Annotated in this window: 6 protein-coding genes; 3 read left to right on the top strand and 3 right to left on the bottom strand. The window is 64.0% G+C overall.

Translation table 11 applies throughout. From position 1 onward, the window contains the following. Positions 1-432 precede the first annotated feature (432 nt). The 3 genes from OXI69_05765 to OXI69_05755 form a co-directional block, all read right to left on the bottom strand. A complete protein-coding gene (locus OXI69_05765; GenBank protein ID MDE2665637.1) occupies positions 433-1,152 on the bottom strand; it encodes a S24 family peptidase in 720 nt (239 codons plus the stop codon). A 369-nt stretch (positions 1,153-1,521) separates the two neighbouring features. Beyond that, positions 1,522-3,672 carry a PQQ-binding-like beta-propeller repeat protein gene (locus OXI69_05760; GenBank protein MDE2665636.1) on the bottom strand — a complete coding sequence of 717 codons (2,151 nt, stop codon included), beginning with the start codon at positions 3,670-3,672 and terminating at the stop codon, positions 1,522-1,524. An 8-nt stretch (positions 3,673-3,680) separates the two neighbouring features. Then, positions 3,681-5,159, bottom strand: a complete 1,479-nt coding sequence (locus OXI69_05755; protein ID MDE2665635.1) for a hypothetical protein — start codon at positions 5,157-5,159, stop codon at positions 3,681-3,683. 140 nt (positions 5,160-5,299) lie between these two features. Between OXI69_05755 and OXI69_05750 the strand changes: the two genes are divergently transcribed. From OXI69_05750 to OXI69_05740, 3 genes are all read left to right on the top strand, one after another. Further along, complete coding sequence (locus OXI69_05750; GenBank protein ID MDE2665634.1) at positions 5,300-8,140, top strand: PSD1 and planctomycete cytochrome C domain-containing protein; 2,841 nt, start codon at positions 5,300-5,302, stop codon at positions 8,138-8,140. Between the two features lie 38 nt (positions 8,141-8,178). Continuing rightward, the gene (locus OXI69_05745; protein MDE2665633.1) at positions 8,179-9,642 is read left to right on the top strand and encodes a DUF1501 domain-containing protein; all 1,464 of its coding nucleotides are present in this window, start codon (positions 8,179-8,181) and stop codon (positions 9,640-9,642) included. A 436-nt stretch (positions 9,643-10,078) separates the two neighbouring features. Beyond that, positions 10,079-11,836 (top strand): hypothetical protein, encoded by a 1,758-nt coding sequence (locus OXI69_05740; GenBank protein ID MDE2665632.1) that lies wholly within the window; start codon positions 10,079-10,081, stop codon positions 11,834-11,836. Positions 11,837-12,334 lie beyond the last annotated feature (498 nt).

Genomic DNA, 12,334 nt, shown 5'->3' with positions numbered 1-12,334 from the left:
GGCGAACCAGGAACGGACACGAATAAACACCAATCAACGGATTGATGCGGTGAGCCTTTTACAAGAGTCGGCAGCGGGATGTTTACCGGAAGCGGCCACAAAAGGCACAAAAATACAAGTTGTGCCTTTTGTGCGTATTGTGGTTAGACAGCGTTTTTCACCGGGTCGCACCGGTTATTGAAAAAGACAGGAGATGTAATTCGAGGGGTGAGGCAACCGATTTCGAGGAGGGAACCGGGGAAGGAGGATTGACCGATGCCCTCGCAAGGTGCCACTGCTTTTACTGGTCTGTGGTTTAAAGGAGGTTCCCGGATTGCACCCGGGTCAAGAGGCGTTGGAGGGGGGCGGAAGCACCGGCAGGGAACACGTAAGGGCTGGATGCCTGCGCCCCCGGCACGGACGCATTCCCGTGATTCTACTTACTTGTGCCCCTCACACCTGTTTCCCCACCCACCTGACCTCGCCGAAGACCTTGGCGCCGACAGGCCAGGGGATTGGAGCCCAATCGGGGTTGTCGCTGATCAACCGCCAACTGCCTCCCGGGTCCCTGTCCAAACGCTTGACCATCATGCCGTCATCGGTCTGGAGAACAAAGATTCGCCCCTCCTGGAGCTGCGCGCGGTTGCGGTCGACCAGAATCGCGGAGCCGTCCGGAAGGGTGGGCGCCATCGACTCTCCCCTGACACCGACGATGGTGCACTGGTGAGGGTAGAGTCCGTGGCGATCCAGCCAGCTTCGAGTGAAGGTGATATAGCCAGCGACGCTCTCCTTGGACTCCTCCTTGCTGCCCGCGGCGGCTGCCAACTGCTTGATGGTTACGTGGTGGTCACCGGCCGGAACCTCCTCTTCCTTGGCTTGGCCGAGGAGAAGGGAAAGGTCGCTTCGGATGTCTTCACGAAGCCGCCGGGCCCAGTCGGGACGTTTCTCGACAGCAGGCGCTCCATCGGGTAACTCGACGGGGTCATCCAGCGGGGCCGTTTGAAGCCGAAGGCCGAGGACGCGGCAGATGGCTTCCAGGGAATCCAGGCGGGGGGAGGAACCGCGGCGGATGTTGCGGACAGTATCGGAGCTGCCGGTGGCCAGGATGGAGAGGTGGCGGTCGGAGACGCCGCAACGATCGATCAGGTCGAGGAGATGTTGCCTGAAAGTCATGGGGTAATAATACCACAAAATATACTACCAAAACTAAAGTACTTGAATTACGGTTTTATAACCGTATAGTAGCGGAATGAATCACCGAGAGGTTCTCCTGACCTTGTTCGAGTGCTATTGCCGAAAGGTGAACCTCAGCCAGTCGCGCGTCTCGAGCCTTGTCTTCAACCACGGTGGACGCATAGCCAGAATCCGGGCGGGGCGGGACTTTACCGTCGGCAGCTACGAACGGGCCCTGCGGTGGTTTTCCGACCACTGGCCAGAGGGACTTCACTGGCCGGTGGGCATAGAGCGTCCACCTCGGTCCGGCCAGGGCGGCGTGCGGAACTCCGGCCGGGTTGCCGCCCCGCGGAGCCGCAGAGAGCCTGGCTAGTCCACAGGCAAGGCGAAAGCGACGTAGCTTCCGCCCGATGGGGCGCCGCTCTTGCCGCCCCCGGCCGCGATCACCACGAACTGGCGCCCGGCCACTTCATAGGTGGCCGGGGTTGCGTTTCCAGAGGCCGGCAGCAGCGCTTCCCACAAGAGGCGTCCGTCGGTCTTGTCGAAGGCCCGGAACTTGCGATCGAAGTTGCTGGCGCCGATAAACACCAGTCCACCCGCCGTCACGATGGGACCGCCGTAGTTTTCCGATCCGGTCCTCGCCATCCCTTTCGCCGCCAGTTCCGGAAATTCACCCAAGGGAACCTGCCAGACGATCTCTCCCTTGTCGAGATCGATGGCGTTCAGGGTTCCCCAGGGCGGTTTTACTGCCGGATAGCCCTCCGGATCCAGGAAGCGGTTGTAGCCGTCATGACCGTAGGGCAGATGGTAGAGAGGCTTGCCGGCCCGGGCCGCTGGAACGGATGTGTCCCTCCCATAGAGCACAAACCCCAGGATGGCCTCCAGCACCTCGTCCCCCAGGTGGGCAAAGCCCGGCATGCGGCCCCCGCCTTGGCGCAGGGTCCGGCGCACCGTCTCCTCGGAACGGCGCTCTTCCAGGCCCACCAATGGGGGGAACTCCGGGGGGGAGCCGCTGCGGTCCTGCCGGTGGCAGCCGCTGCAATTCCAGCGGTAGAGCTGCCGGGCGGTGAAGGGACCGGCGGGTGTCTCCCTCTCCACCAGCCGCAGGATCCAGGCCATCTCGCTGGAATTCACGTACAACCGTCCCGATTCCGGATCGAAAGCCGCCCCGCCCCACTGGCCCCCTCCGTCGAAACCCGGAAAGAGAACGGTCCCCTCAAGGCTGGGAGGCGTGAACTGGGGCCCGCTGCGCAGCCTCCGGAAGCGCTTCAACACCTCCCGGTGCGCTTCCGGAGTGCGATCGGTCAACAGGTCTTCCGTCAGACGCTGGCGGGCGAACGGAGGCGGCTTGGCGGGAAGGACCTGCGTGGCGGCCAATCGCTCGCCCGGGACACCCGCGACCGGAACCTCGACTTCCCTGAGGGGGAACAGGGGGCGGCCGGTCTCCCGGTCAAAGGTGAAGACGTGTCCGGACTTGGTGATCTGGGCCACGGCGTCAACCGGCCTGCCCTCCCTGAACACGGTCACCAGGCTGGGCGGGGCCGGCAGGTCCCGGTCCCACACGTCGTGCCTGACCACCTGAAAGTGCCAGACCCGCTCGCCGGACCCTGCCTTCAGGCAGAGCAACGAGTTGGCAAAGAGGTTGTGGCCTGGACGGTTCCCGCCGAAAAAGTCGAAAGCCGCCGAGCCGGTGGGAACGTAGACCAGTCCGCGCTGCTCGTCCAGGCTCATGCCGGCCCAGCTGTTGGCTCCGCCGGCGGTTTTCCAGGCTTCTCCGGGCCAGGTCCGGTGGCCCGCTTCACCCGGACCGGGAACGGTTCGGAAACTCCAGCGGAGCCTGCCGCTGCGGGCGTCATAGGCGCGAATGTCGCCGGGGGCGCTCGGCAGGCTCTCACTCACCGTGCTGCCGAGGATGAGCAGATCCCGGTAGACCACCCCGGGCGTGGTCAGCGAGACGGTGAGTGAATCGGACGGCCGCCGCAGGTGGCGCCTCAGGTCGATGGTTCCCCGATTTCCGAAGTCGAGGCAAGGCTTGCCGGTGGCCGCGTCCAGGGCATAGAACCGGTGCCAGAAGGAGAAGTAGACCCGCTCCTGGCCGTGCCCGCTCCAATACATCAATCCCCGAATGCGGACCCTGTCGCGGGGAGGCCCGCCTGGGAGGGATGGCCGGAAGGACCAGATCTCCCTGCCGGTGGCCGCGTGTAGCGCGAAGACCCGCCCCCGGGGGCTGGCGGCATACAGCCGCTCGCCCACCACCAGGGGGTTGCATTGCATCTCCGAGCCGGGAAAGGCATCCCCCGTATCGTAGGTCCAGGCGACCCGCAACCGGTGCAGGTTGTTGCGGGTGATCTGAGCGAGGCGGGAGTAGCGGATCTGCCGGTTGCCGCCTCCGTAGGCGCTCCACCGGTCGTAGCCCCTCTTCGGCAGACCGCGGCCAGAGGGCTCCGACCAGGCGAGAGGGACCCAGGCGACCGAAGCCGCAACCGCCACAAGACAGGCGAGTAGTGCGCTAATGGCCATGGCCCATGTCAGACGGAGCGAAGGGAATAGAGCCTGGCCCGGCGCATGCGAAAGCGCAACCGGACCGGCCGTCCCGTCCAGGCGGAGAGGTCCGACTCTCCTCCCCAGGTGACAGTGTGGTCAAGGTAGTCTCCGGAGATTGGATCGCAGTCTTCAAACGATCGGCCCGGAAGGGCGGGAGCATGGGTCCTGCGGTTGTCCCGGGAGGCGTCGGCCAATTCCACCCGTATCTCGCCTCCAAATCGGGTCCAGGCATTGAGCACCAGCCGCGACCCGCTCAGAGCCAGAATCAGGGTGGAGCATCCGCCCAGTGTCTCCGCCTCCAGCGAGACGAACCCGTCCTGGCGCCAGTTCGCGGTCAACACGCCGGTCTCGGGACGGGAGTTGTCGAAGAAGAGCTGGTTGTGGGAGCCTCGGCGGGGTGAATAGGGTAGCGACCACTCCCCCGGGGTCAGGCTGACCAGGCCACATCCGGCATAGGCGCCTCCCTCGGCTTCGGAACCGGGCTCGCCCGCCGGAATGATCGACTGCCGCAGGGGTCTTTGCCAATTCAGGCCGTCCCGGCTGGTCATCAGGTGCACTTCGGAGAAATCGCCCGAGTGGCGGTAAAAAGCCGGAAACATCAGGTGGGCATCGGCTCCGGGCCAGCGGGCGTAGGAGTTGGTGTAGATGTCGGTGTCGGGGTCGTCGTGCATGTCGATCTCGACCAGCGGCCGGGGAGTCGGCCAGTGCTCGAAACGGTCCGTCTCCGCGTAGCTGATGATGCGGCGGGCGTGGGAGGTGCCATGCTCGTGGGCTGTCCAGCCTCTGAAGTAACCGACATAGACACCCCTTTCCGGATCGAAGTCAACCACGCTCTGGGTGTCGCTGAGGTAGTTCCGGATCAGGGGCTCCTGGATCATGCTCCAGCGCAACCCGTCGGAGGAAACCGCTCCGTAGACACAGAAGCGCCCTTGGTGCGAACCCAGATGGACCATCTTGTAGCGCTGGGACGCTGGCGCTGAAGGGTCCTTGAAGAAGGTTGCCCCATGGGCGTCCCGGCCCGGCGAGGCATCCAGCCCGAAGACCAGGTTGTTGCGGCGCGACCCCCGATAGGTCACCATCCCCAGTTCCGGCTTGACCCAACGGATTCCGTCGCTGGACTCGGCATAAGCCATCACCCGCTGGGTTCCCACGTCCTCGTCCACCTCCAGCTCGCCGCTCAGATCCCCGCTGTCGTAATAGAGCCTCCAGCGCCCCTCATCCTCCAGCAGCGTGCTATAAACTCCCAGGCCGGTTCGGGCGTTGCCGGCCTCCCAGGGCTTGTCGGCCGTCACCAGGGGAACCCGGTCCAGACGAGGGGGATGGGCCCTCAGGCGCACCCCGAAGGGCATCTCCCAGCTTTCGGGCCGCTGGCCGCCGAACGACAGGCCGTAACCCGGCTCGATCAGTTTCCAATCCACAAAGACGTGCTTCCGGCTTCCCAACTCGAACGGCTTGTAGGTCATGAGCTGCCTCCAGTCCTCGAGTCCGAGCCAGGAGCATACAACAACCGCCGGAATGCCCCGATCTCTTTCTTCATGGCCCACATCGCGGTATACTTCGGGGAGCACCCGAAAGAAGCGCACTTCCGAAGCCGATAGTCCGCATGCATCGATCGAGACAGTTTCACCCCTCCCAGGTGGCAACGCTTCTGCTCCCGCCGGTTCTGGCGCTCTGCGGTCTTTCCGCCCCGGCCTGGAGCCAGGGGTCGGAAGCGGAGGAACTTTTCGAGAGAAAGATCCGGCCTCTGTTTGTCCGGCACTGTACGGCATGCCACAACTCCGAGCTGGCAACCGCCGGACTGGATCTCTCAACCGCCGAGGGATTCCGCCAAGGGGTGGCGGGGAGCCCTCTGATCTCGGCTGAAACTCCCTCGCATGGCCGCCTCCTCCAAGCCGTCCGCTACCAGGACGCCGTCAAGATGCCCCCGGCGGGCAAGCTGGACCCAGCCGAAATTGCCGCCCTGGAGACCTGGATCGGGTTGGGAGCACCCTGGCCCGAACCGTCGGCCGGGACGGGCGAGGAAGCTGGAACTGCCCCGGCGAGCCCAAAGGGACTCTGGTCCCTGGAGCCGGTGGCCGATCCCGGGCCTCCGTCGATAACCCGCCAGGACTGGCCAAGGACGCCCATCGACCGCTTCATTCTGGCCAAGCTGGAGGAGCAGGGGCTGGAACCGGCTACTCCGGCGGACAAGCTGACCCTGCTGAGGCGAGCCACTTTCGACCTTACCGGTCTGCCACCTTCCGTCCAGGAGATCGAGCGTTTCCTGAACGACACTTCCCCCGACGCCTTCGACAAGGTCATCGGGCGGCTGCTCGACTCACCCCGATACGGAGAGCACTGGGGCAGGCACTGGCTGGACGTGGCCCGCTACGCCGACTCCACAGGCAACGACGAGGACCACAAGTACCCCCATGCCTGGCGTTACCGGGACTACGTGATCGATGTCTTCAACCGGGACCTTCCCTACGACGAATTCATCCTGGAACAGATCGCCGGAGACCTGATTCCCAGGACGGGCAACCTGGCTACCGACCGGCGCAGGATCATCGCCACCGGTTTCCTGGCCCTGGGCCCCAAGGCCGTTGCCCAGCAGGACAAGATCCGGATGGTCTACGACGTCTACGACGAGCAGCTTGACGTGGTCTCCAAGAGCGTTCTGGGATTGAGCATCACCTGCGCCCGCTGCCACGACCACAAGTTCGACCCCATCCTGACCCGGGACTACTATTCCCTGATCTCCGTCTTTGCCAGCACCCGCAGCTTCGTCGATCCGACCGCCCACGTCTCCGAAATGCTCATGAAGCCCCTGGTCCTGCCCGAAGAGCACCAGACCTATCTCGATCACAAGAAGAAAATCGACGACCGCAAGCAGGCCCAGGGGAAGCTGGTGGAAAAGGAAAAGGAACGGTTCGTTGGGGCGGAAAGCCTGCGGCTGGCCGACTACATGCTGGCCGCCCATCAGGTCTACTCCCAGGGAGCCAATCCGGCGGAGCTGTCCCGCAAGCTGGAACTGAAAGAGTCGATCCTGGAACGCTGGGCCGGCTATCTCAAGCCCGGCCAGGGGTTCCGCCCCCACCTGCTGGCCTGGCGCCGGTCCGGGGAGGACCAGCGCGCCTCGGTCGCCAAGGACTATCAGGACAAGTTCCGCGAGCAACTACACGAGTGGAACGGGGAACTGGAAGCCTGGCGGCAACGGGTCGAGAAGGCCGGGCCGGATGAAGCCAAGGAGGACCGACCCAAGTTCATTCCGGGCAGGGACCGCTTCTTCCACGAAGTCTATCTGAAGGGCAATCCGAGGGACGATAGCTACCAGACGCCCTTTATCCTCGAGCCCGGCGACACCCAACTCTTCTCCGAGGAGCGCAGGGAAGCCATCGTACGGCTCCAGAAGGAGATCGAGCAGTTGGAGAAGGCCGCGCCTCCGGAACCGGACATGGCCAACGCCGTGGAAGACGGAGAGGTGGTCGAGCAGAAAGTTTTCGTCCGGGGTGACCCCGCCAATCCGGGCGAGGATGCTCCCAAGGTTTCTCCCAGGGTGTTCGACACGCGGTGCCCTCCCATGGAAGTCAGCCAGGGCAGCGGTCGCCTGCAACTCGCCCGCTGGCTCATACAGCCGGAGCATCCGCTCACGGCTCGCGTGATGGTCAACCGGGTCTGGCACTGGCATTTCGGCCAGGGCCTGGTGCGGACGCCCGACAACTTCGGAGCCAAGGGGGAAGCACCCACCCATCCGCGACTGCTGGATTATCTGGCGCGGAAGTTTATTGAGAATGGCTGGTCCCTGAAACACCTTCACCGATCGATCATGAGGTCACGCGCCTATCAGATGGCGAGTGCTCGCTCGGAGCTGACGGCTCGAACCGATCCCAGGAACCTCTGGCTGTCCTATTTCCCCAGGCGGCGACTGAAGGTGGAGGAAATTCGCGACGGCATGCTGGCCCTGGACGACTCCATCGACCTGAAGATGGGGGGCACATTGCAGAGCGGAACAGGGTACCAGCCGGAGAACAGCAGCGAGCGGTTGAGCATGGATCCGGAGACCCAGCGCCTCCGCACGGTCTATCTGCCGTTGCGACGCGCCAATCTGCCCCCGCTGCTCGCCCTGTTCGATTTCGGCGACGCCACCACTTCCTCGGGAGAGCGCCTCCAGACCAACGTGGCTCCCCAGGCCCTTTTCATGCTCAACAGCCAATTCGTGGAGATGCGCTCCCGCGGGCTGGCCGAGCTTCTACTGAAGGACCCGGACTCCAGTGACCGGGAGCGGCTGAATCTTGCCCATCTCAAGACCCTGAATCGACACCCCCGGAGTGAGGAACTGGACCAGGCTCTGGATTACATCCGGGGATTTCAGGAGCGGTCGCCGGGGGACGACAGCCGGCTCCAGGGCTGGCAGAGTTACTGCAGAGCCCTGTTGTCCTCCAATGCCTTCATGTACGTGGATTGAGCGCCCTGAGGCTGAGCCGAATGCTGCCGGATCCGAATATGAATGATCTCCGTTCCCTCTACCGAAAACTTCAGGTGCCCGTGTCCAGGCGCGCCATGCTGCGGGCTTCGGCCGGCGGATTCGGATTTCTGGGTCTGGCCGGATTGCTTGCCGAGGAGTCGGGCCTGTTGGCCTCGCCCCCCGGAAACCCACTGGACAAGCGGCCGCCCCATTTCAAGCCCAGAGCCAAGCGGGTCATCTTCCTCTTCATGCACGGAGGTCCTTCGGGCATCGACATTCTGGACCCAAAGGAGCGCCTGACCCGTGACCACGGCAAACCGCTTCCCATCGAGCGGCCTCTGGCCTTTGACGACGAGAACCCCGCGGGGCCGCTGATGCAGTCTCCCTGGAAGTTTCGGCCCGGGGGCCAGAGCGGGCTTCCCATCAGCGATCTCTTTCCCAACGTCCGCGACTGTGCCGACGACCTCTGCGTGATCCGGTCCATGGTTGGGGAGGGCGTTGACCACGGCGCGGCCATGCTCCAGACCTTCACCGGCACCAGCACCTTCGTGCGGCCCAGCATGGGGTCCTGGGTCGTCTACGGACTGGGAACGGAGAACCGGAACCTGCCGGGATTCATCATGATCAAGCCGGCACTCTCACACGGCGGCGCCAAGAACTGGGGCTCGGCCTTCCTGCCGGGGGCCTATCAGGGAACGGCCGTCGGGCATGGGGGGCTCTATGTCAAGGATGTGAAGAAGGAACCCATCCGCTACCTCCTGAACGAGCGCTATTCGCCCGAGCTGGCCCGCTACGAGCTTGACATGCTGCAGAACATAAATCTCCGGCACCGCCAGCTGCGCCGGCACGACCCAGAGCTGGAAGCCCGCATCCAGGCCTTCGAGCTGGCCTTTCGGATGCAGGCCGCGGCCCCGGAAGTGTTTGAAGTGGAAAAGGAATCCGAACCCACCCGGAAGCTCTACGGCCTCGACGACCCCCTCACCGCCGACTTCGGCTGGCAATGCCTGCTGGCCAGACGCATGGCCGAACGGGGCGTCCGCTACATCCAGTGCACTCACACCTATATGCCCGGCGGGGTCGGCTGGGATCAGCACGGCGAGCTCTATGCCAAGCATACCGATAATGCCCGGCAGGTCGACCGGCCCATCGCGGGCTTGCTGAAAGACCTGAAAGGGCGGGGACTGCTGGAGGATACACTGGTCATCTGGGCCGGCGAGTTCGGCCGCACCCCCGTATCCCAGAACGGCGACGGCCGCGACCACAACCCCTACGGCTACTCCATCTGGATGGCCGGCGGCGGAGTCAAGGGTGGCTTTGCCTACGGGGCCACCGACGAGTTCGGCTACCACGCCGTTGAAGACCGCATGCACATTCACGACTTTCACGCCACCATGCTCCACCTGCTGGGAATCGACCACGAAAAACTGACCTACACCTACGGGGGCCGGAACTTCCGCCTGACCGACGTGGCGGGTGTGGTGGCCCACAAGATCCTGGCTTAGTCCTGCATTTCTCAGCAGTGCCGCCTCTCAATCCACCATGGACACGGAGAACACTTAGAGCAAAAAGAATGGGGCACGCCTCGGTGGCCAGGCCTCCACCCCCCCACCGCATCAGCCCGCAGTTGAGCCGGTGGGGGGTAACGAGGCGTCTCCTACTTTTTTGCGGAGGCATTGCGTTCGGGGACGGGTGCTTTCTATGCGCCGCATTCGCGGCTGGGTTGGCGCAGAACCCATACGACCCCGGGTTGACACCCGGGGCTACCCTAAGCCGCAGCTTCGCAGCTCTATAAGGATGGCTCGTAGGTGGCGTCTTGCCGGGTAACCCACGTCAACCGCAGCTTCGCAGCTCTCCCCGAACTCGCAATGCTGCAAGGGGGAACGTGCTTGTTTTTTGGAATATTTCCCTGGGCAGCAGTGCGGTGATTCCAGTCGAGACGTGGGCGTCAACCCATTGCACAACGTCCCCTACTCCCCCCGAATGAACCGCAGAAAGTTTTTGCGAAAGCGGGCGGCCGGTATCCCCGCAGGTCCGGCTGCCCAGGCGACCTCCGGTTCAGGCACCCCACCGGAGCGTCGGGACCCGAACACCCCACCTCGGGTCTTCCTCTTCAACGACGGGCGCCACGTCGGAGGACTGGACAGCTTCGAGCCACCGATCACTCCGCAAGATTACGGCACCATCGTCGATCAACTGGCAGGAAGCGGAGTGGACGCCCTGGTGCTGTTCGCGGCCGGAGCCCATGGGACGGTTCTCTATCCCAGTCAAGTGGCCGACCTGTGGGGAGATACGGTCGAGCGGTGGGACCACTATGTCTGGGGCAGAACGGCACGGGTCCTGCGTCAGTTGATCGCAGACGGTCACGATCCTCTGAAGCTCCTTTGCGACCGCTGCCATCATCACGGCATCCGCATGATCCCCAGCACCTGGATCAGCCTTCACAGCGGCAACCGGCAAACCCACCGAAACCTGGGACGCTGGTCGGCCTTCACCCTGGACAATCCCCGGTTTCAGGTGGGGGAGGACCCCGACCCCAGGGCTGCCGGCCTGCTCAAGTCCCGGTTCAGCTTTCTCCACGCCGAGGTAAGGGAGGAACGCTTCCGTCTCCTGTCGGAGATGCTCTCCGATTACGAGACCGACGGCGTCGAGTTGAACCTGACCTCGGCCCTACCCTATTGCCGGTTCAGCGAGGTGGACCGGCTGGCCCCGCTGCTCACCCAATGGCTGCGGGACCTGCGCCAAGTGGCCGACCGGGCCCGGGACCTGCAGAAACGTCCCAAGCCGATCTACCTGCGCATTCCGGCTCATCCCGATGCCTGGAAACTGGTGGGGTACGAGGTCGGCTTGTGGGTCTCGGAGAAACTGGTGGACGGGCTCTTCTGCGAGAGCAGCTTCACTGAGGAAGAAGGGGTGGACCAGGATGTCGACCTGGCCTCGGTGATAGCCCTGACCCGCGGCACCCCATGTCGAATCTACTACGCCTTCCACACCAACCTTTATCGGCAATTCGCGCCCAGCGCCACCCCGGCCATGATCTGGGCCGCCGCCGCCAACGCCTACGGCCAGGGCGCCGACGGCTTTGCCATCGCCGACCACGTCTGGGCTCCCAACGGTTGGCCCTGGACCACGCGGGATTATGAAGCGCTGCGCCTGCTGGGGCACCCCGAGCTTCTGGCCCAGGCCGACAAGCACTACCTGGTGCGCTCAGACATCCGGGATGAGGCCACGGCCGGCTGGTTGCCCGGTAGAGACATCCAGCTCCCCAAGGAGCTGGAACCCGGAGAATCCCACCAGGTGTCGTTCCGGGTGGCCGACGACCTGCAGCACTGGCGCCGATTGGGGCGCGTCAAGTCCGTGGTGCTGCGAGTCCGCTTTCGGGAGATCCTCCCCAACTACGACAGGGTGGAGGTCCATCTCAATGAGCAGGAGCTGCCGGATTCCATTCTGGAGAAGGTCGACATGACCTACCGGCTGGTGGACCAGCAGTCCAGCGCCCATTCCATCACACCCTACGGCTATGCCTACGACTTCCATCTCGACCCCGACCGCTACCCCAGGAGTGGCCGAAATCGGTTGAGGGTCAAGCTCCTCAGGCGAGACCCCGACATCGCCGGCCGCCTGGCCCTGGTGCGGGTCGACTGCCGCATCCAGTACCGACGCCATCGACACTTCGAAGAACAACCGATTGAATACTGAATAAGAGTGGAGAGTGAAGAGCTATTCGATCGACACGCCAAGCATCTTGTCGGTCTCGGCACAGTCCCTCAAATAAGTGCCGCCCCTGCCCTGCCGGACAGATCATTGGAGGAAGAAACTGCCGATCATTTTTGAAGAGAAACCACGAACGGAGACGAATACCGATGGACCTCCTTTTCTGCGACAATGTCAGGGGATGAAGCCCACTCGGGTGCGCGGGCGTCCCGCCCGCACAAGTCTTCCCGCAGCCTCGTTCATTTCCTCCACGCGGCTCGACCGGCAACGTCACCAGGACTGTGCTACGGCCGAGCCCATGCCGTTCCCGCCCTGCCGGACGGATCATACGAGGGAGAAACCGGGGTCTCTTACAAACCTCGTAGACTGGCCCCCACCGGCTCGACCGCGGGCTGGATCGTCTATCTGGCGATCTCGCCGATTCCGTCCCCCCCACCGGTTCGACTGCGGGCGGAGCCCTTGTCTCACCGACTCCCCCTCAAG

This window comes from Acidobacteriota bacterium, from assembly GCA_028875575.1.
In the GTDB taxonomy this organism is placed as follows: Bacteria; Acidobacteriota; Terriglobia; order Versatilivoradales; family Versatilivoraceae; genus Versatilivorator.
This window is presented reverse-complemented; position numbering and strand designations above follow the sequence as displayed.

Excerpts from the sequence above, each read along its gene's own strand:
- OXI69_05765 (MDE2665637.1), bottom strand. The coding sequence starts at position 1,152 with ATGACTTTCAGGCAACATCTCCTCGACCTGATCGATCGTTGCGGCGTC.
- OXI69_05760 (MDE2665636.1), bottom strand. The coding sequence starts at position 3,672 with ATGGCCATTAGCGCACTACTCGCCTGTCTTGTGGCGGTTGCGGCTTCG.
- OXI69_05755 (MDE2665635.1), bottom strand. The coding sequence starts at position 5,159 with ATGACCTACAAGCCGTTCGAGTTGGGAAGCCGGAAGCACGTCTTTGTG.
- OXI69_05750 (MDE2665634.1), top strand. The coding sequence starts at position 5,300 with ATGCATCGATCGAGACAGTTTCACCCCTCCCAGGTGGCAACGCTTCTG.
- OXI69_05745 (MDE2665633.1), top strand. The coding sequence starts at position 8,179 with ATGAATGATCTCCGTTCCCTCTACCGAAAACTTCAGGTGCCCGTGTCC.